The following is a 17894-nucleotide window of genomic DNA, read 5'->3' on the forward strand; positions in this document are numbered from 1 at the left end:
CCAGATCCGGCGGCGGCCTAGGCTCTTACCTCATGGAGGGACTGTTCGAGGTCGTCGTCTTCCTCGCGATCGCGACGCTCGGCGCGGCGCTGGCCCGCAGGCTCGGCCTGCTCGCCCCGATCGTGCTCGTGGTGCTGGGCCTGCTGCTGTCCTTCCTGCCCGGCTTCCCCCACGTCCGGCTCGACCCGGAACTGGTGCTGGTGGGCATCTTGCCGCCGCTGCTGTACGTGGCGGCCCTGGAGACGTCGGTGCCGGCGTTCCGGCTGAACCTGCGGCCGATCCTGCTGCTGGCCGTGGGGCTCGTGCTGTTCACCGCGTTCGTCGTCGGCACGGTGGTGCACCTGTTCCTGCCCCACCTGCCGTACGCGATCTGCCTGGCCCTCGGCGCGATCGTCGCCCCGCCCGACGCGGTCGCGGCGACGGCGGTGGCGCGGCGGGTCGGGCTGCCCCGGCGGGTCGTCACCATCCTCGAGGGCGAGAGCCTGCTCAACGACGCGACCGCGCTGGTGCTGCTGCGGGTGTCGATCGTGGCGGTCACCGCGACCGGCGGCGGGGTCGGGGCCGGCGAGGTGGCCTGGGAGGTGCTGATCGCGGCCGGCGGCGGGGTCCTGATCGGCCTGCTCGGCGTGGTGGTCTTCAGCTTCCTGCACCGGCGGATCACCGACGCGGTGCTGGACAACGCGTTGTCGCTGATCATCCCCTTCGCGGTGGTCTTCGCCGCCGAGAACATCCACGCCTCGGGCGTGGTGGCCGTGGTGGTCACCGGGCTGGGCATCGGCCACCGGATGCCGCTGCTGATGTCGGCCGCCTCCCGGCTCCAGGTCGCCGCGTTCTGGCGGCTGACCCGGTTCCTGCTGGAGGGGCTGGTGTTCCTGCTGGTCGGGCTGCAACTGCGGGAGGTGCTGCGTGACCTGGACGAGCCGCTGGGCTCCCTGGTCGGGATCACCGCGGCGGTGCTCCTGACCGTCTTCCTGACCCGGTTCGTCTGGCTGTTCCCCGCGACCTACCTGGCCCGGCTCGTGCCCCGGGTGCGGCAGCGGGACCCGGCGCCGTCGGTGAAGTTCCCCGTCGTGATCGGCTGGGCCGGCATGCGGGGCGTGGTCACGCTGGCCGCCGCCCTGGCCCTCCCGCTGACGCTCGCCGGGGACCGGCCGTACCAGCGGGCCCTGCTCATCTGGCTGGCGTTCGCGGCGATCGTGGTGAGCCTGGTCGTCCAGGGCGCCACCCTGCCGATGGTCGCGCGCCGGCTGCGGCTGCCGCCCGACGACCCGGTGCAGGACGCGCTCTCCGCCGCGGCGGTGCAGCAGCAGGCCAGCCGGGCGGCCCGGGAACGGCTCGACGCGCTCGCCGACACGGTTCCCAAGTCGGTCGCCGACCGGGCCCGCCGGATGCTGGAGGACCGCACCAACCTGGCCTGGGAACGGCTGGGCGGCACCGAGCGGGAAACCCCGTCCGAGGCGTACGCGCGGCTGCGGCAGGAGATGATCGACGCGGAGCGGGAGGTGTTCCGGGCGGCCCGCGACGCCGGCCGGATTCCGGAGGAGGCGCTGGTGCGGGCGTACCGTGACCTGGACCTGGAGGAATCCTTGCTGCGACGGGAGGTCGAGGAGTGAGCTGCGAGCACCTGACGGGGGCGGGCGCGGCCGAGCCGCACACGACGGATGAGTGCCCGGACTGCGTGGCCGTCGGCAACGCCGACTGGGTGCACCTGCGCTCCTGCCTGACCTGCGGGCACGTCGGCTGCTGCGACTCGTCGCCGTACCAGCACGCGACGCGGCACTTCGAGGCCACCGGGCACCCGGTGATGCGTTCCATCCAGCCGGGCGAGCAGTGGCGCTGGTGCTTCGTCGACGAGGAGATCGGCTGACGGGCCCGGCCCATTGCACGCCGCCGCGGCGGGGCGTCCCCTCGCGCCGCACGACGCAGTGAACGCCCGGCCCTGTGGAGTTGCCCGCGCAGACGGGGCACGCGGGAAATCGCATTGCGGCCACCGCCGGCGCGCTGGTGGGGTGTCGGGTGTGGACTCCGTACGGGTGCGGGCCGCCGGGCCCGACGAGCTGACGACGCTCCAGCGGATCGAGGTGGCCTCGGGCGAGCTGTTCCGCGAGATCGGCATGGCCGCCATCGCCGACATGCCGCCGCTGCCCCTGGACGCCCTGGCCCGGTTCCGGCGCGCCGGACGGGCGTGGGTGGCGGTCGACCGGGCCGACGCCCCGGTCGCGTTCGTCGTGGTCGACCCGCTGGACGGGGCCGCCTACGTGCAGCAGGTGAGTGTCCACCCCGACCACGCCCGTCGCGGCATCGGCCGGATGCTGCTCGACAAGGTGGGCGGATGGGCCGCCGACCGGGGACTGCCGGCGCTCACCCTCACCACCTTCCGCGAGGTCGCGTGGAACGCCCCGTACTACGCCCGCTGTGGCTTCCGGCCCCTGGCGCCGGCCGAGCTGACTCCGGGCCTGGCCGCCGTCCTGGCCGCCGAGGCGGCCCTGGGCCTGGACCCGGCCGCCCGGGTCGCGATGCGCCGCCCCACGCCCTGACCGCTCCGATACCTTCGGGGAAGTCGCTGCCTCGCGAGCGCGCCGGCCAGCAACTTCGGGGAAGTTGCTGGCTCCAGCGGGCGGCAGGCAGCGTCTTCCCCGAAGATGCGCTTCCTGCCCCGACATTGCGCGGGGCAGCGCCGCGCAGGTTGGCGCGGCGGTCAGGCGCGGTGGGGCGGGTGGGCGACGAACGCGCGCCAGGCGGTGGGGTGGAAGGTGAGGGTGCCGGCGGCGCGGTCCTTGGAGTCGCGGACGAGGACGACGCCGGGCAGGTTGTCGGCCACCTCCACGCAGTCGCCGCCGTTGGAGCTGCTGCGGGTGCTGGTGCGCCAGCGGGCCTCGGTCATCTCAGCCATTCTCGCGCCTTCAGGAACTGGATCGACTGGTCGCGCGGCAGCGCCACCGACCTCACAGTGTCCCAGACCCGCCACAGGGGAGCAACATCCCTGGTGATCTTGCCTTCGGCCTGGTCGTCGATGTAGCCGAGGTCGGCGGCGCCGTCGAGGCTGGCGATGACGAACGCCCCGGCCTGGCCGGGGTGGAAGCCGGCGCGCAGCGGCAGCACGTGCACCAGGACGCAGGGCCGCCCGGCCATGGCGATCAGGTGGTCGAGCTGCGGGTGCATCACCTCCGGGTCGCCCCGGCGCAGCGCCGCCTCGTCGACGACGAAGACGGCCAGCGGCGGGCGGGTCCGCTCGAACACGGCGGCCTGCCGCTCCAGCCGGGCCGCGACGTAGCCCTCCACCTCGTCGCCCGCGAGCGGGCCGCTGCTCAGCACCGCGTGGGCGTACTCGGGGGTCTGCAACAGCCCCGGCACGACGGACGCCTGGAACGAGCGCAGCGAGGTGGCGTCCCGCTCGGTCTGCGCCCACGGCCGGAACCAGTCCGGCTCGCGCGGGCGCACCACCTCCGGCCACAGGTCGCCGACCTCCCGCCCGAGCACCCGGGCCACCGCGATCCGGTGCCGGGGGTGCGGGACGCGGCCCGGCGTCACCCACCGGCCGGCCGTCTTCGGGTCGACGCCGACCCTGCCGGCCAGCGACTCCGCCGTCTCGCCCGCCTCCGCCATCGCCACCCGGAGCAGCTCGTTTCCCGTCGGCCGTGCGTCGTGCACATCCGCCTCCACGTAGGACGTCCAAAACGTCTGGCGACTCTATCGGCACGGAGTGTGCTCGTCTCGCGACGCGCGGAAGGCTGCCGTACATGCGGGACCGTCGCCGTGGCCCGAACCGCCGGCGGCACCGCCGGGCCGCCCCGCCAACGCCGTCGGGGCGGCCCCTCCATCGTGTACCCGAACAGGAGGTCTCCCGTGCGTTTCCGTTTCTGGCGTCGCCCGTCCGACCCGGCCCCCGACCCGCGGCCGGGCTGCGTCCCCCGGCCCCGACAGTCCTGGGAGAACGGCCCGACCGAGATCTTTCCCACCCTGGGCCCCGGGCGGACCGGGAATCTCACCCGGGGGCAGCAGTGGCGGGCCGGCGGCTGGCGGCGCAACGAGCGGGGCCGCTGGTGAGGGCCGACGGTCGGCGGGGCGCCGGGCGCACCCGACCGGACGCCCACCGGCGCTGTGCCTCGACGGGCGCTCACGGGTGCCGTACCCGGGTACGGCGGTCGGGCCGGTGACGGCCGGCGGCGGGCGGCCCGGCCGCCCGCACCTGCCGATGCGCCCGCTGTGGCGGTGCCGGGCCTGCGGCGCGGAGTGGCCCTGCCAGCCCGCCCGGCTGTCGCTGCTGGTCGAGTACCGCGACGACCGCACCGCCCTGCTGATCTACCTGGCCACGCTGATGGCCGAGGCGGGCGACCAGCTCGCCCAGCTCACCGCCCAGCCCCGTGTGGACCTCAGGGACCGCTTCCTCACCTGGGCCCGCCCGCGCGGCTGACCGCATCGACAACTTCAGGGAAAGTGCTGCCTCCGGGCGCCGGGGAGGCAGCACTTTCCCTGAAACTGGTCGCCGGCCTCAGGCGGAAAACACCGAAGCCGGGCTCAGACCGCTGGCTCCAGGCGGTTCCGCGGTGAGATGCGCCGCGCCACGGAACGCGGTTGGCGATCTCCTAGAGACAACCGAGCCCTCCAACTGGCAGGCTGCGTCCCATGACCCTGAAGCTGCGTTCCGTGGGGGCGAGTGACCGCGGGCTGATCCGCAGCGGCAACCAGGACGCCCTGCACGCCGGCACCTGGCTCGTCGCCGTCGCCGACGGCATGGGCGGGATGGCTGCCGGTGACCTGGCCAGCCGGATTGCGATCGACGCGATCGGGCCACTGGACCTGGAGACACCGGAGGACGCCCTCGTCGCCGCCCTGCAGAGCGGGATCGAGTTGGCGACAGCCAGAATCCGGCAGGCGGTGGAGGAGGACCCGGAGCGGCAGGGCATGGGCACCACGCTGACCGCCCTGCTGTTCGCCCGTACCGGCAGTGCCCTCGCCCTGGCCCACGTCGGCGACTCCCGCGCCTACCTGCACCGGGAGGGCGTGCTCAAGCAGGTCACCCGCGACGACACCTTCGTGCAGATGCTCGTCGACCAGGGCCTCATCACCCCCGACCAGGCCGCCAGCCACCCCCGCCGTGCGGTGGTGACTCAGGCGTTGCAGGGCGACGAGGTCTCCCCGGCGTACGCCACGATGGTGCCCCGGGCCGGCGACCGGTGGCTGCTGTGCAGCGACGGCCTCTCGAACGTGGTCCGCCCCGACACCCTCGCCGAGGTGCTCGCCGGGTACCCGGATCGGGGCGACTGCGCCCGCAAGCTGATCGACCTGGCGCTGCGCGCGGGCGGCCCCGACAACGTCACCGTGGTCATCGGCGACGTGGTCGCCGAGGGCTGACCGCCGGTGGGCCGCGCCGCCGTGTCGGCGACATCGCGGCAGTCCCGGCCGCCGGACACCGCCGTGTCGGCGACATGGCGGCAATCTGTCGCCGACATCGCGGTCTCACGGCCGCCCGCCGGGTCAAATCCCGGACCGCACGGCCGCCCGGCGGCGGGTCAGCGGCGGGCGTTCGTCCGGCGGGTCGGCTCGGCCGTGGTCGGGTCCTCGGGCCAGGGGTGCCGGGGGTAGCGGCCTCGCAGTTCGGCGCGGACCTGCGGGTACCCGCCTCGCCAGAACGACGCCAGGTCGGCGGTCACCGCCACCGGCCGCCCGGCGGGGGAGAGCAGGTGCAGCAGCACCGGCACCCGGCCGCCGGCGATCCGCGGCGCGTCGGCCCAGCCGAAGGTCTCCTGGAGCTTCACCGCGAGCACCGGGGCGACCGGGTCGGCGTAGTCCACCCGGACCCGGGACCCGCTGGGCACTGCGAGCCGTTCCGGCGCCAGCTCGTCGAGTCGGGCCGCCTGCGCCCAGGGCAGCAGCCGGCGCAGCGCGGCGGCCACGTCGATCCGGGCCAGGTCGGCGCGGCGGCGAGCGGCGGTCAGCTCGGGGCCCAGCCAGTCGTCCACCCCGGCCAGCAGCGCCGCGTCGCCCACGTCCGGCCAGTCGGGGCCGAGCGCGTGCCGGCAGAACGCCATCCGCTCGCGCAGGGCGTGCGCGGCCGGCGTCCAGGTCAGCAGCGCCAGGCCGTCCCGGCGCAGCCCGTCGCGCAGGGCCTCGGCGACCAGCGCCGGGTCGGGCCGGGGCAGGTGCCGCGAGGCCAGCTCGATCGCGCCGAGCCGGACCGTCTCCCGGGCCACGACGTCCCCGCCGGCCCAGGCCACCTCCCGTCCGGAGCGCAGCAGCGGCCCGGCTGCCTCACGGGCGGTCGCCTCGTCGAGCGGGGCCGCCAGCCGGACCCGGGCGGTCGGCGCGCCGGGGGAGCGGTCGGCCACCGCGACCGCCAGCCACGCCGACCCGGCGAGCCCGGAGCCGGGCGCCAGGTCCGCGGCGGTCCCGCCCGCCATCAGGTACGTCGACCCGCCGGCGCGGCGCGCCCGGCCCAGCCGCTCCGGGTACGCCAGGCCGACCAGCAGCGCGGCGGCGAGATCGTCGGGCAGGTGGCCTGGATCGTTGCTTCGTGGGCCGTCGCGTCGTGGGTGGTCGTTGCTTCGTGGGCCGTCGCGTCGTGGGTGGTCGCGTCGTGGGTCGTCGCGTTGCGGGTGGTCGTTGCTTCGTGGGCCGTCGCGTTGTGGGTGGTCGCGTCGTGGGTGGTCGCGTTGCGGGTCGTCGCGTCGTGGGTGGTCGCGTTGCGGGTCGTCGCGTCGTGGCTCGGTTGGGGGCCGCCGCGTCGGTGGGTGCAGAGCAAAGGGCCCGTCGCGCACGGTGTCAGCCGCTGCCGAGGCGAGGCCTGAGCGGACGGCCGGGTCCGGGGCGGCGTCGTCCACGGCCGCGCGCAGCCGGCGTACCTCGGCGCGCCAGCGGGCCGTGGCGGCGGCGTCCGCGCCCCCGCGCAGCCGGCGCCACGCGGCGGTCAGGTCGTCGCCCGGCCCCGCGACGCCCTCCTCGGCCAGCAGCGCCACCACCTCGGCGGCCCGGACGGCGCCCACCCGTGCGGCGCCGTCGAGCAGTGCCCGGGCCAGCCGGGGATGCGCCCCCGCGCCCGCGATCGCCCGCCCCCGGTCGGTGATTCGCCCCTCGGCGTCCACCGCGCCCAGTCCGCGCAGGGTGTCCCGGGCGACGGTCAGCGCCGCGGCCGGCGGCGGATCGGGCAGGGCCAGGCCGGTGCCGTCCGGGTCGCCCCAGGCTGCCAGCTCCAGGGCGAACCCCGTCAGGTCGGCCGTGGCGATCTCCGGCTCCGGCTGTGCGGCCAGCCGCTCGTGGGTCGCCTCGGACCAGCACCGGTAGACGTGCCCGGGGGCCTCCCGGCCGGCCCGGCCGGCCCGCTGGGTGGCTGCCGCCCGGGACACCGGCACGGTGACCAGCGCGCCCAGCCCGCGGGCCAGGTCCACCCGCGGCACCCGGGCGAGTCCGGCGTCGACCACCACCCGCACCCCGGGCACGGTCAGGCTGCTCTCCGCCACGGCTGTCGCCAGCACCACCCGCCGTCGGTCGGCCGGGCGCAGCGCGGCGTCCTGCTCGGCGCCGGGCAGCCGCCCGTGCAGCGGCAGCAGGGCCACCTCGTTGCGCAGGTCGGCCAGCCGGCCCGCGACCGCGGCGATCTCCCCCACCCCGGGCAGGAATACCAGCAGGTCCCCGACGCGCTCGCGCAGGGCCCGACGGACGGTGGCCGCGACGTGGTCCAGCAGCGCCGGGGCGACCCGGCCGGACGCGGTCACCGGGGCCGGCCGCGGCGGCGGGGCCCAGATCCGGGTCACCGGGTGCAGCGCCGCCGGCGCCCGGACCACCGGGGCCGGTACGCCGTCCGCGCCGAGCAGCGCCGCGAACCGGTCCGCATCCGGCGTCGCCGACATGGCCAGCAGCCACAGGTCGGGACGCAGGGCCGCGCGCGCCTCCACCGTGAACGCGAGTGCCAGGTCGGCGTCGAGCTGTCGTTCGTGGCACTCGTCGAGCAGTACCGCGCCGACGCCGGGCAGTTCCGGGTCGTGGTGCAGGCGGCGCACCAGCAGGCCGGTGGTGACCACCTCGACCCGGGTGGCGGGGCCGACGCGCCGCTCGCCGCGCACCGCGTACCCGATCCGCTCGCCGACCCGCTCGCCGAGCAGGTCCGCCATCCGGCGCGCCGCCGCGCGGGCGGCCACCCGGCGCGGCTGGGCGATCACCACCCGCCCGGCGACCTCCCCGGCCACGGCCAGCGGGGCGAGGGTGGTCTTGCCGGTCCCGGGCGGCGCGACGAGGACCGCGCCGCCGGCCGCGCGCAGCGCGTCGAGCAGCGCGGGCAGGGCGGGCCGGACCGGCAGGTCGAGGGGTACGTCGGCGAGCACCGTCCTACTGTCGCACCGCGCCCCGGGAGCGTCAGTCGGGGCGTACCGCGTCGAGGCCGGCGACGAACGCGGCCCAGGCCGACGGGGGGAAGACCAGCACGGGACCGGAACGGTCCTTGGAGTCCCGGACGGCGACCCGGCCGTCCGCCGGGGCCACCTCGACGCAGTTGCCGTTGCCGCTGCTGCGGCTGCTGGTCCGCCAGGCCGCCCGGGACAGGTCGAGCGCGGTCATCCCGTACCTCTCGTCTTCTGCTGGCGTGCCGCAGGGCGTCACGCAAAGTTACGAGAAGCCTCCTCCAAGCGGGCCAACGAGTCCGCCGGAGACAGCGCCATGGCGCACAGCTCCTCGTGCAACAGGCTATACCCGCGCACGTGGTCGGCACCCTCCAGAGCCAGCCCCATTGTGAGGTTATCCAGGTAAACCACGGACGCGTCGGCGGCGTCGGGGAAGCTGAGGATGACGTACGGCGTGGTCATCGCCGGGTGGCCGCCGGCCGAGAACGGAAGTACCTGCACCGTCACGTTGGGTAGTCGAGCCACTTGGCCGATGTGAGCCAACTGCTCGGCCATCCCGGCCGGGGTGCCGACCGGACGCAGCAGCACGGCCTCGTTCAGCACCACCGACAGCTCGACCGGATTCTCCCGGTGCAGGACGTTCTGCCGGTGCAGCCGCGCGGCGACCTTGCGCTCGACGCCCTCCTCACCGGCGGTCACCCGGTAGATCGCCCGCGCGTACGCCTCGGTCTGCAACAGCCCCGGCACGGCCTCGGCCTCGTACGTCCGCAGCGACGCGGCCTCGGCCTCCAGCCCGACGTAGAACTCGAACCACTCGGGCAGCACGTCGCTGTAGTTCTGCCACCAGCCGCGCTGCTGGGCGCCCCGGGCGATCTCGATCAACGCCTCGGCGTCGGCGCCGGTGACCTGGTAGAGCGCCAGCGCGGCGCGGACGTCCCGGGGCTTGATTCCGATCTGGGCGGTCTCGATGCGGGACAGGTTGCTCTTGGACATGTCCAGTTGGCGCGCGGCGACATCGAGGGTCATCCCGGCGCGCTCGCGCAACTGGCGAAGCTCGCGGGCGATGCGGCGGCGGCGGACGGTCGGGCTCGCGGTCACCCTCCGAGTCTGTCACGCCAAGATCCGCAGGTCGTGCAAGCACGGAGTGCAACCGGTTGAAACGGGAGTTGCGTTGCAGCCGGCCGCCGGGCATCCTTTCACCCCGTCAGTTGTGGACGGTCGATCGGGAGGCTCGGTGCTCATCGCCGACGAGTTCTACCTGATCTCCCACGACGACAGCCGGGGCAGGGCGAAGCTGCATCCGACGGCGGCCGGCATCGGTCTGGCGGCCGGCCTGCTCGGTGAGCTGGTCCTGCTCGGACAGATCACCGTCTCCGGCGGGCAGGTGTCCGTGGTGGACCGCCGCCCGCCCGCCGACGACCTCGCCCACACCGTGCTGGACCAGCTCGTCGGCGAGCCCGAGCCCCAGGCCGTCCGTACCTGGCTGGGCATCCTGGCCCGGAGCGCGGCGGCGTCGGTCGCCCAGCGGCTCGCCCGCGCCGGGGTGTTGAGCCCGCGGGAGAGCCGGCGGCTGCTGCGCACCACCGTCACGTACGTCCCGCTCGACCTCAACGCGGTCGCCTGGCCGGCCACCCGGCTGCGCGCCCTGCTGGACCGGCCGGAACCGCCGACGGCGCCGGACGCGCTGCTGCTCGGCCTGGTCTGCGCGGCCGGCCTCACCCGCGAGCTGCTGTGGAGCGTCGACCCGAGCGCCCACCACCGGCTCGATGTCCTCGTTCCGGCGTTGCCGACGCCGCTGCGGGAGCTGGTCGCCCACACCGAGGCCGCCGTCGGCGCCGCGGTGCTGCGCGGCATTTCCTGATCGTCCGCCTTCCGCACCCACGCCTCACCATCGGAGCCGCCCCCATGCCCCCCACGGCGACACCCGGGAGATCCGGCGGGGTCTCCGCCGCCCTGGCCCGCGGCCGGCTCGGCGTGCCGTCGGTGGTCCTCTTCGTGCTGTCCGGGGCGGCGCCGCTGGCCGTGCTGGCCGGCCTGGTCACCACCGGGTACGCGGTCACCGGCGGCACGGGCATGCCGCTGGCGTTCCTCGCGGTCGCGGCGGTGCTCGCCCTGTTCTCCGTGGGGTACGTGGCGATGTCCCGCCGGGTGGAGAACCCGGCCGCCTTCTACGCGTACGTCTCCCGGGGGCTGGGCCGGCCCGCCGGCGTCGGCGCGGCCTGGGTCGCCCTGCTGGCGTACAACGCCCTCCAGATCGGCCTGTACGGCGCGATCGGCGCGGCGGCGGCCCCGGTGCTGGACCGGCTGTTCGACGTCACCCCCGACTGGTGGCTGCTGGCCCTGCCCAGCTGGGCCCTGGTCGCCACGCTCGGCCTGTTCCGGGTCAACGGCCTGGTGCTCGCGGCGCTGCTGGCCGCCGAGGTCGTGGTGATCCTGGCGTTCGACCTCGGGCACCTCGGCGATCCGGCCGGCGGGACGGCGAGCCTCACCGCCCTGTCACCGGACAGCCTCCTCGTGCCCGGGGCCGGCGCGCTGCTCGTGCTCGCCATGATCGGCTTCGTGGGCTTCGAGTCCGCGGTGCTGCTCCGCGAGGAGAGCAGGGACCCGGGCCGCACCGTCCCGGCGGCCACATACCTGTCGGTGGCGCTCGCCGCCGCGCTCTACGCCCTGTCCTCGTGGACGATGACCGTGGCCACCGGGCCGGAGCGGATCGCCGCCGAGGCCGGGGAGCAGGGCCTCGGGCTGATCTTCAACCTGGCCGGGAAGCACCTCGGGGACACCGCCGTCGCCGTCGGGGAGGCGCTGTTCGTGACCTCGCTGCTGGCCGCGATGATCTCGTTTCACAACGCCACCGCCCGGTACGCGTTCGCGCTCGGCCGGGAACGCGTGCTGCCGCCCGCGTTCGGGCGGGCCGCGCCGCGTACCGGCTCGCCCCGGGTGGCGTCGCTCGCGCAGAGCGCCCTCGGCCTGGCGGTGATCCTGCTGTACGCGGTGAACGGCGGGGACCCGGTGCTGGAACTGTTCTACCGGGCGAGCGCCGGCGGCGGGTTCGGGGTACTGCTGCTGATCGCCGTCACCTCGATCGCGGTGCTCGCGTACTTCGCCCGGCATCCGGCCGGGGAGGGGCCGTGGCAGCGGCTGGTGGCCCCGGGGCTCGCGACCGTGTGCCTGGTCGCCATCGGCGTGGTGGCCGTGGGCGACTTCGCCGTCCTGCTCGGTGTCGCGGCGGACTCTCCGCTGCGCTGGGCCGTCCCGGCGGCGTACCCGGTGCTGGCGCTGCTCGGGGTGCTCTGGGCGCTGCTGCTGCGCGCGACCCGGCCGGACGTGTACGCCCGGATCGGACTGGGCGCGGAGGCGGCGGCCCTGCTCGCGGCCCCGGCGCCCGCGCCCGCCGGCCACGCGGCGCCCGCGCCGGCCGGCCACGCGGGACCCGCGCCCGCCGGCCACGCGGCGCCCGCGTCCGCCGGGCAGGTGGCGCCCGCGCCCGCCGGCCACGCGGGACCCGCGCCCGCCGGCCACGCGGGACCCGCGCCCGCCGGGCAGGTGGCGCCCGCGTCCGCCGGGCCGGAGGCGACCGCCCGGCGGTGAGCCGGAAGCCGGGACGGGGACCGGCAGCCTGACGCCGAGACGGCGGCGGCCCCCGGGCGTCCGTGGGGACGCGAGGGGCCGCCGCCGATCGCGGGCCGGGCGGGTCGCCCGCCGTTGTCTAGTACGTGCCGTCGAGCTGCCCGCGCAGCTTCGTCAGCGCCCGGGCCAGCAGCCGGGACACGTGCATCTGCGAGACGCCGATCTGCTCGGCGATCTGCGACTGGGTCAGGTTGCCGTAGAAGCGCAGCGTGAGGATCTTCTGCTCGCGCTCGTCGAGCGTGGCGAGCGCCGGGCCGAGGGCCACCCGCAGCTCGGCCAGCTCGAACTCGCCGTCCTCGCCGCCGAGCATGTCGCCCAGTTCGGTCGCCCGGTCGCCGTCGCCGGTCGGGGTGGACAGCGACACGGCGTTGTACGCGCGGGCGCCCTCCAGGCCCTCCAGCACCTCCTCCTCGGTGATCTTGAGGTGGGCGGCGATGTCGGCGACCGTCGGGGAGCGGCCCAGCGTCTGCAGCAGGGAGCTGTTCGCGTCCGAGATGGCCAGCCGCAGCTCCTGGAGGCGGCGGGGCACCCGGATGTCCCAGGTACGGTCGCGGAAGTGCCGCTTCAACTCGCCGATGATGGTCGGGATCGCGTAGCCGGCGAAGTCGACGCCGCGGGACGGGTCGAACTTGTCGATGGCCTTGATCAGGCCGACCGCGGCGGTCTGCGCCAGGTCGTCGGTGGGCTCGCCCCGCCCGCTGTAGCGGTGGGCCAGGTGGTTGGCCAGCGGCAGCCAGGCCTCGATCGCCCGGTCCCGCAGGGCGGCGCGCGACGGGTGGTTGGCGGGCAGCGCGGCCATCGCGTTGAGGAGGTCGGTGGCGCTGTCGCTGAGGGCCCGCGGGTCGAGCTTCCCGGTGGTGGACGGTGCTGTCGTCCGCCCGCTGATGGTGTGCGCGGTCATGGGTGGTCCTCCCTGCACCTCGTCCGCGGAGAAAAGACGTGACGCTTTCGTTTAGCTTCGTATGGGCCTTTCGGGACTCACCTTAGCCCTGTTGGTTAGAGGAAATCTAGCCGAAAGTACGATGTACTTACTACGCTTTTCCGAACAAAAACCCTAAATCGGGCGCGAAAAAGCGGAAGTTGTGATCGTGATTACGGCTTCGGGTGGCTGGTCGTACCCCCGTCGTTGGGGCCATCCGGAGCCGCGAGCCGGGCCGGGTGACCGGCCACCGGGGGCGACCGGGCGGCGTCTCGGCCCGGGCCGGCCCTGCCGCCCCGACGGTTCGGCCCGGGCGGTAGGGCTGTAAGAGTGGCCACGCGTCGGCCGATCGGCCGATGCCGCGGACCTGTCCGTCGGTCCCGAACCCGAGGCGGCCCCGCTGTCAGGTCTCTGCTGTTGTCCCTTCGACGGGACGTTCCGTACCGTCGCTGGGAACACCCCAGGCCCGGAGGGCATCGTGCTGGACCCCGCCGACCCGCATCTCGTCGTGCACAGCCGCATGCTCTACTTCCGCTGGCTGCCGGCCGACCCCGACGCGGTGGCCGCCCTGCTGCCGCCCGGCCTGCGCGCCCGCGCCGACCATCAGGTCTTCATGAACCAGTACGTGGTCGACGACGACGCCCAGACCTCCGGCGTCGGGGCGTACTCGCTGACGTACCTCGGGGTGTCGCTGGCCGGCCTGGACGCCCCGGGCGGCGCGGTCCCCGCCGGCTGGTGGACCCACTACCTCTGCTCCGAGCCCCAGGTTCGCCGGTACGCCGCCGCCCGTGGTGCCCCGGCGACGGACGGCCGCACCCGGCTCACGGAGCACGGCGGCACCCTGATGACGCAGACCGAGGTCGACGGGGTGCCGCTGATCCGCGTACGGGTCCACGTCGGCGAGACCGGCCACGTCGTCCTCAACGGCCACCACCGCTACGTCGGCGACCGGGACGGGTGCCTGGTCAGCGGCGTCTACCCGTTCGTGGCCGAGCCGGTGAGCCCGTTCGAGATCGAGTCGGTCGACTTCCTCGACCGGGACCACCCGGTCTATCCGCTACGCCCGGCCAACCCGCTGCTCATCACCGCCGGCTTCTACTCCCCGCGCGCCTCGTTCGCGTACCCGGGCGGGGAGAGCGCCGTCGCCCCGCCGGCCGCCGGCCACCGCGCCCCGGGCGCCCAGACCGGTCACCAGGCGCCCGCCCGCCGCGCCCGCAGCGGCCGGCCGTCCGGGTCGTAGACGAGCCGGTACGCGGGCAGCGCCCACGCGCGGGTGTACCAGGGCAGGCGATCCGGGCGGTGCGGGCGCAGCCGCCCCGGCGGCCGGGGCCCCACCCGGCCCGAGTCGTGCCAGCGTTGGAGCGCGTCGGCGGCCGCCGTGATCACCCGCACCGCCGCGGCCGGGTCCAGCAGGTCGTCGTCCTCGCCGCCGTCCGGGTCCCGGTCGAGGTGCTCGCGCAGCAGCCGCAGCCGCAGCTCCCGGGCGAAGCGTCGGGCCCCGTCGCCCAGCCCCGCGGGGTCGGCCGGCGCCCGCCCGTCGCGGGTGTCGTCGAGCACCGCGCAGGACAGCTCGCTGTCGTGGGTCCACGACCGGCGGTTGAAGTTGTCGCTGCCCACGCTCGCCCACACGTCGTCCACCACGCACACCTTCGCGTGCACGTAGACCGGGCCGCCCGCGTGGTTCTCCAGGTCGAACACGTGCACCCGGTCGGGGGCCGCCCTGCCACACAGCGCCAGCGCCTGCTCCCGGCCGACCAGGTTCGGCGGCAGCGCGAACCGGCCGTCGACGTCGGGGTGCCGGGGGACCACGGCCACCAGGTGCAGGTCCGGGTTGTCGCGCAGGGCCCGGGCGAACAGGTCGGCCACCTCCGTCGACCAGAGGTACTGGTCCTCCAGGTAGATCAGCCGCCGGGCCCGGCGGACCGCCTTGGCGTACCCGCGGGCCACCGTCCGCTCGCCGTCGGGGGCGAACGGGTAACGCGGGCGCACGGCGGGGTAGGTGCGCAGCACCTGGATCCGGTGCGGCCCGCACGGCGGCGGGTCGACCGGCTGCTCGGGCAGCGGGTCGGGGCGCAGGTCCGCGCCGCGCAGCCGGTCCCGCAGGTAGGCCAGCGGGTTCTCCGAGTCCAGCGGCGTCGGGTCAGTCCACCGCTCCCGGAAGGTCGTGTCCAGCGCCCCGACCACCGGCCCGCGCAGCGCGAGCTGCACGTCGTGCCAGGGCGGGCGGTCGCCGTACCGGGGCGACATCGCCACGGCCTGCGGGTCGCCGCGGTGCTCGGCGTCGTCCCGACGGCTGTGGCACAGGTCGATGCCGCCGGCGAAGGCGACGTCCCGCTCCGGCGCGCCGGGATGGCGCAGCACCACCAGCTTCTGGTGGTGCGAGCCGCCCCGGCGGACCCGCTGGTCGAGCAGCACCTCGCCGCCGGCCGCGGAGACGGCCTCGCTGAGGCTGCGGTTCTCCGCCTCGCTGAACGACAGGGCGTCGAGGTGGGAGCGCCAGACCAGGCCCTTGACGACCACGCCGCGCTGCGCGGCCCGGCTGAACAGCTGGGCCACCGTCGGGCCGCCGGGGCGCATCAGCTCGTCCGGGTCGCCCCGCCAGTCGGTGAAGAACAGGTGGTCGCCCGGGCCCAGCGCCCCCACCTCGTCGACCAGCCGGTCGAAGTACGCGGCGCCGTGAATGAGTGGCTCGGCGAGGTTTCCGGCCGTCCAGACGGGTAACTCAGAGGCCGGGTTGGCGCGTTCCGGTGCGGCGAGAAACCAGTCCCGCATGGGCACGTTCCTCCCGAGGTCGACCACGTCCTCACCGTAGGACCCCGGTGGACGGACCGCACGCCGACCGGTACCCCTGGTCACCCGGCCGACGGCCCGTGCCCGACACCCCACCCGTACCCCGACGCGCACCCGAGGAGGCCGCACGATGCCCGCCGAGACGACCGATGCCGTGACCGAGTACCGCCAACAGCCGGTGGAGAGCGAGCGCGGCGCGCTGGTGGCGGTGCTGGTGATGGTGCTGCTGGGGGTGGCCGGGATCTTCGCCGTCTCCTGACCGACCGGCCCGGGCGCCGCGGGCGGCCCCGGGGCCGGTGTCGGGTCGGTCAGGCGTGGTCGCCCTGCCCGCCGGTGTGCGGCATCCGCCCGGTCGGGATGACCCCGAGCCGGCCGGCCTGGAAGTCCTCGACCGCCTGGATCAGCTCCTCGCGGGTGTTCATCACGAACGGCCCGTAGTGGGCCACGGGCTCCCGGATCGGCTGCCCGCCCATGACGTACAGCTCCAGGGCCGGGGCGTTCGAGTCCTGCCGCGCGTCGGCGGTGACCCGCAGCGCGTCGCCCGCGCCGTGCACGGCCAGCTGCCCGGTGTGGATCGGCCGCCGGTCGGCGCCGACCGTGCCACGCCCGGCGAGCACGTACACCAGCGCGTTGAAGTCCGGCTGCCACGGCAGGCTCAGCTCCGCGCCGGGCTGCACGGTGACGTGGGCGATGGTGATCGGGGTGTGGGTGGAGCCCGGCCCCCGGTGCCCGGCGACCTCGCCCGCGATGACCCGGATCAGCGCGCCGCCGTCCGGCGTGGTGAGCAGCGCCGCCTCCCGGCCGCGGATGTCCTGGTAACGCGGCGGCTTCATCTTCGCCACCCGGGGCAGGTTGACCCAGAGCTGGAGGCCGTGGAACAGGCCCCCGCTGACGACGAGGTGCTCCGGCGGGGCCTCGATGTGCAGCAGGCCGCTGCCCGCCGTCATCCACTGGGTGTCGCCGTCGGTGATGGTGCCCCCGCCGCCCGTCGAGTCCTGGTGCTCCATGATCCCGTCGATCATGTAGGTGACGGTCTCGAAGCCGCGGTGCGGGTGCCAGCTCGTCCCCTTCGGCTCCCCGGGGGCGTAGTCGACCTCGCCCATCTGGTCGAGGTGGATGAACGGGTCCAGCTCGTGCATCGGAACCCCGGCGAACGCCCGGCGCACCGGGAAGCCCTCGCCCTCGTACCCGCTGGGGGCGGTCGTGAGCCGGCGGACCGGCCGGTAGCTGGTGGACTCGTCGAGCCGGGGCAGGCGAGGCAGGACGAGGACGTCGTCGACGGTGATGGCGGGCATCTCGGGACTCCTTACTCGGGGTGGGTGGACGAGTCGTCGCGGTCGGCGCGCAGCCGCCGGCCGAGGCGTTCGAAGACCCGGGTCAGGCAGGCGATCTCGGCGTCGTCGAGGTCGTCCATCAGGTGGGCGCGCACGGAGCGCAGGTGGTGCGGCGCGGCCTCGCGCAGGGCCAGCAGCCCGGCGGCGGTGAGCACCGCCTCGCTGCCGCGGCGGTCCTGCGGGCAGGACTGCCGGGCCACCAGGCCCCGCCGCTGCATCGACGAGACCTGGTACGTCAGCCGGCTCGGCGAGAAGACCAGGCGGGCGGCCAGCTCACCCATGCGCAGCCGCTGGCCCGGCGCCTCGGAGAGCAGGACCAGCACGTGGTAGTCGGCGAAGGTCAGCTCGCTGTCGGCCCGTAGGTCGTCCTCCAGGCGCGTGAACAGCCGCTGGCTCGACTCGATGTACGCGCGCCAGCAGGCCATCCGCTCCGCGTCCAGGCTCTCGGTCACGCGCCTACAGTAGCACTCCTTCAAAATTTAACTAGTGCTCGGCGGCCGGTGTGAGCGGCGCGACAACCGTCAGAATCGCGGTGGACATTCGGATTTGAAGCACCCACCGAACATCCGGGGGCGGCTCGGTTCGCGGGCGTGCCACACTGCTGCCTCGTGGACCCGTTCGAACTCGCCACCCCCGGCCTACTGGACCCAATGCCACGTAGCCTAATTTGATCATGTTGTTGTGCTGGTTGTTTGTGCCCGGACGGGCTTCCGGCGGGTGTGGTGCGGCGGGCGGGTCAGCGTGTCCGGGCTGTGGTGTTGACGCCGGCTGGCTGGGCGGGTCTGGCCGGGTGTTTCTGGTAGTCCTTTGTGGCTGGTGGCGGCGGGCGGGTCCGCCGGTGGTGGGGGTTTGAGGCCCCAGAACCGGATGGTCGCTGGGCCGTCGTGGCGG

The 17894-nt window shown here is 75.2% G+C and carries 17 protein-coding genes and 3 pseudogenes; 10 read left to right on the forward strand and 10 right to left on the reverse strand.

The features are described 5' to 3' along the window. Positions 1 to 32 precede the first annotated feature (32 nt). From ACGFIZ_RS10780 to ACGFIZ_RS10790, 3 genes are all read left to right on the forward strand, one after another. Entirely contained in the window at positions 33 to 1613 is a 1581-nt protein-coding gene (locus ACGFIZ_RS10780; protein WP_393417955.1) for a Na+/H+ antiporter, read from the forward strand. Then, the gene (locus ACGFIZ_RS10785) at positions 1610 to 1867 is read left to right on the forward strand and encodes a UBP-type zinc finger domain-containing protein (protein WP_347670534.1); all 258 of its coding nucleotides are present in this window, start codon (positions 1610 to 1612) and stop codon (positions 1865 to 1867) included. Before ACGFIZ_RS10780 ends, ACGFIZ_RS10785 begins: the two co-directional genes overlap by 4 nt. A gap of 151 nt (positions 1868 to 2018) precedes the next feature. Next, complete coding sequence (locus ACGFIZ_RS10790; RefSeq protein WP_393417957.1) at positions 2019 to 2537, forward strand: GNAT family N-acetyltransferase; 519 nt, start codon at positions 2019 to 2021, stop codon at positions 2535 to 2537. Between the two features lie 161 nt (positions 2538 to 2698). Here ACGFIZ_RS10790 and ACGFIZ_RS10795 read toward each other — a convergent pair whose 3' ends face one another. Together ACGFIZ_RS10795 and ACGFIZ_RS10800 are read right to left on the reverse strand one after the other, a co-directional pair. Further along, the gene (locus tag ACGFIZ_RS10795) at positions 2699 to 2884 is read right to left on the reverse strand and encodes a DUF397 domain-containing protein (RefSeq protein WP_393417987.1); all 186 of its coding nucleotides are present in this window, start codon (positions 2882 to 2884) and stop codon (positions 2699 to 2701) included. Beyond that, complete coding sequence (locus tag ACGFIZ_RS10800) at positions 2881 to 3606, reverse strand: DUF5753 domain-containing protein (protein WP_393417989.1); 726 nt, start codon at positions 3604 to 3606, stop codon at positions 2881 to 2883. The genes ACGFIZ_RS10795 and ACGFIZ_RS10800 overlap by 4 nt, the downstream gene beginning before the upstream one ends. A 240-nt stretch (positions 3607 to 3846) precedes the next feature. Between ACGFIZ_RS10800 and ACGFIZ_RS10805 the strand changes: the two genes are divergently transcribed. The 3 genes from ACGFIZ_RS10805 (at position 3847) to ACGFIZ_RS10815 (ending at position 5355) form a co-directional block, all read left to right on the forward strand. Further along, on the forward strand, positions 3847 to 4047 hold the full coding sequence (locus tag ACGFIZ_RS10805; protein ID WP_393417959.1) for a hypothetical protein: 201 nt from the start codon (positions 3847 to 3849) through the stop codon (positions 4045 to 4047). Between the two features lie 76 nt (positions 4048 to 4123). Continuing rightward, a complete protein-coding gene (locus ACGFIZ_RS10810) occupies positions 4124 to 4414 on the forward strand; it encodes a flavin reductase (protein ID WP_393417961.1) in 291 nt (96 codons plus the stop codon). Positions 4415 to 4626: 212 nt separating this feature from the next. After that, entirely contained in the window at positions 4627 to 5355 is a 729-nt protein-coding gene (locus ACGFIZ_RS10815) for a PP2C family protein-serine/threonine phosphatase (protein ID WP_393417963.1), read from the forward strand. A 158-nt stretch (positions 5356 to 5513) separates the two neighbouring features. Here the strand turns inward: ACGFIZ_RS10815 and ACGFIZ_RS10820 are convergent. From ACGFIZ_RS10820 to ACGFIZ_RS10835, 4 genes and pseudogenes are all read right to left on the reverse strand, one after another. Beyond that, positions 5514 to 6497: pseudogene (locus ACGFIZ_RS10820) on the reverse strand (ATP-dependent helicase C-terminal domain-containing protein); the annotation flags it as partial. 321 nt (positions 6498 to 6818) lie between these two features. Then, positions 6819 to 8318 (reverse strand): annotated as a pseudogene (locus ACGFIZ_RS10825) (helicase-related protein); the annotation flags it as partial. Positions 8319 to 8349: 31 nt separating this feature from the next. Beyond that, positions 8350 to 8550, reverse strand: a complete 201-nt coding sequence (locus ACGFIZ_RS10830) for a DUF397 domain-containing protein (RefSeq protein WP_393417965.1) — start codon at positions 8548 to 8550, stop codon at positions 8350 to 8352. Positions 8551 to 8588: 38 nt separating this feature from the next. After that, positions 8589 to 9431 (reverse strand): helix-turn-helix domain-containing protein, encoded by an 843-nt coding sequence (locus ACGFIZ_RS10835; RefSeq protein WP_393417967.1) that lies wholly within the window; start codon positions 9429 to 9431, stop codon positions 8589 to 8591. 136 nt (positions 9432 to 9567) lie between these two features. Between ACGFIZ_RS10835 and ACGFIZ_RS10840 the strand changes: the two genes are divergently transcribed. Next, positions 9568 to 10194, forward strand: a complete 627-nt coding sequence (locus ACGFIZ_RS10840; RefSeq protein ID WP_393417969.1) for a GPP34 family phosphoprotein — start codon at positions 9568 to 9570, stop codon at positions 10192 to 10194. Positions 10195 to 10238: 44 nt separating this feature from the next. Beyond that, a pseudogene (locus ACGFIZ_RS10845) lies at positions 10239 to 11711 on the forward strand (APC family permease); the annotation flags it as partial. A gap of 328 nt (positions 11712 to 12039) precedes the next feature. On the opposite strand, the gene ACGFIZ_RS10850 reads toward ACGFIZ_RS10845, so the two are convergent. Continuing rightward, positions 12040 to 12861: a SigB/SigF/SigG family RNA polymerase sigma factor gene (locus tag ACGFIZ_RS10850; protein WP_393417971.1), complete on the reverse strand. Its 822-nt coding sequence runs from the start codon at positions 12859 to 12861 to the stop codon at positions 12040 to 12042. Positions 12862 to 13357: 496 nt separating this feature from the next. Here ACGFIZ_RS10850 and ACGFIZ_RS10855 point away from each other — a divergent pair, with 496 nt between their 5' ends. Beyond that, positions 13358 to 14119: a hypothetical protein gene (locus ACGFIZ_RS10855; protein WP_393417972.1), complete on the forward strand. Its 762-nt coding sequence runs from the start codon at positions 13358 to 13360 to the stop codon at positions 14117 to 14119. Here the strand turns inward: ACGFIZ_RS10855 and ACGFIZ_RS10860 are convergent. Beyond that, a complete protein-coding gene (locus ACGFIZ_RS10860; RefSeq protein ID WP_393417991.1) occupies positions 14068 to 15657 on the reverse strand; it encodes a phospholipase D family protein in 1590 nt (529 codons plus the stop codon). The two genes, ACGFIZ_RS10855 and ACGFIZ_RS10860, sit on opposite strands and share 52 nt — an antisense overlap. Before the next feature lie 142 nt (positions 15658 to 15799). Here ACGFIZ_RS10860 and ACGFIZ_RS10865 point away from each other — a divergent pair, with 142 nt between their 5' ends. Continuing rightward, on the forward strand, positions 15800 to 15928 hold the full coding sequence (locus ACGFIZ_RS10865) for a hypothetical protein (protein WP_347670525.1): 129 nt from the start codon (positions 15800 to 15802) through the stop codon (positions 15926 to 15928). Between the two features lie 49 nt (positions 15929 to 15977). Here ACGFIZ_RS10865 and ACGFIZ_RS10870 read toward each other — a convergent pair whose 3' ends face one another. Both ACGFIZ_RS10870 and ACGFIZ_RS10875 read right to left on the reverse strand, forming a co-directional pair. Beyond that, entirely contained in the window at positions 15978 to 16964 is a 987-nt protein-coding gene (locus ACGFIZ_RS10870; RefSeq protein WP_393417974.1) for a pirin family protein, read from the reverse strand. A gap of 11 nt (positions 16965 to 16975) precedes the next feature. After that, positions 16976 to 17455 carry a MarR family winged helix-turn-helix transcriptional regulator gene (locus tag ACGFIZ_RS10875; protein ID WP_393417976.1) on the reverse strand — a complete coding sequence of 160 codons (480 nt, stop codon included), beginning with the start codon at positions 17453 to 17455 and terminating at the stop codon, positions 16976 to 16978. Between the last annotated feature and the right edge of the window lie 439 nt (positions 17456 to 17894).

The sequence above is a fragment of the Micromonospora sp. NPDC048830 genome, from assembly GCF_043198215.1.
Lineage (GTDB): Bacteria > Actinomycetota > Actinomycetes > Mycobacteriales > Micromonosporaceae > Micromonospora.

What these genes read in the sequence shown, in the direction of transcription:
- ACGFIZ_RS10830 (WP_393417965.1), bottom strand. Translation starts at nt 8,550, where the DNA reads ATGACCGCGCTCGACCTGTCCCGGGCGGCCTGGCGGACCAGCAGCCGC.
- ACGFIZ_RS10815 (WP_393417963.1), top strand. Translation starts at nt 4,627, where the DNA reads ATGACCCTGAAGCTGCGTTCCGTGGGGGCGAGTGACCGCGGGCTGATC.
- ACGFIZ_RS10795 (WP_393417987.1), bottom strand. Translation starts at nt 2,884, where the DNA reads ATGACCGAGGCCCGCTGGCGCACCAGCACCCGCAGCAGCTCCAACGGC.
- ACGFIZ_RS10870 (WP_393417974.1), bottom strand. Translation starts at nt 16,964, where the DNA reads ATGCCCGCCATCACCGTCGACGACGTCCTCGTCCTGCCTCGCCTGCCC.
- ACGFIZ_RS10850 (WP_393417971.1), bottom strand. Translation starts at nt 12,861, where the DNA reads ATGACCGCGCACACCATCAGCGGGCGGACGACAGCACCGTCCACCACC.
- ACGFIZ_RS10800 (WP_393417989.1), bottom strand. Translation starts at nt 3,606, where the DNA reads ATGGCGGAGGCGGGCGAGACGGCGGAGTCGCTGGCCGGCAGGGTCGGC.
- ACGFIZ_RS10780 (WP_393417955.1), top strand. Translation starts at nt 33, where the DNA reads ATGGAGGGACTGTTCGAGGTCGTCGTCTTCCTCGCGATCGCGACGCTC.
- ACGFIZ_RS10865 (WP_347670525.1), top strand. Translation starts at nt 15,800, where the DNA reads ATGCCCGCCGAGACGACCGATGCCGTGACCGAGTACCGCCAACAGCCG.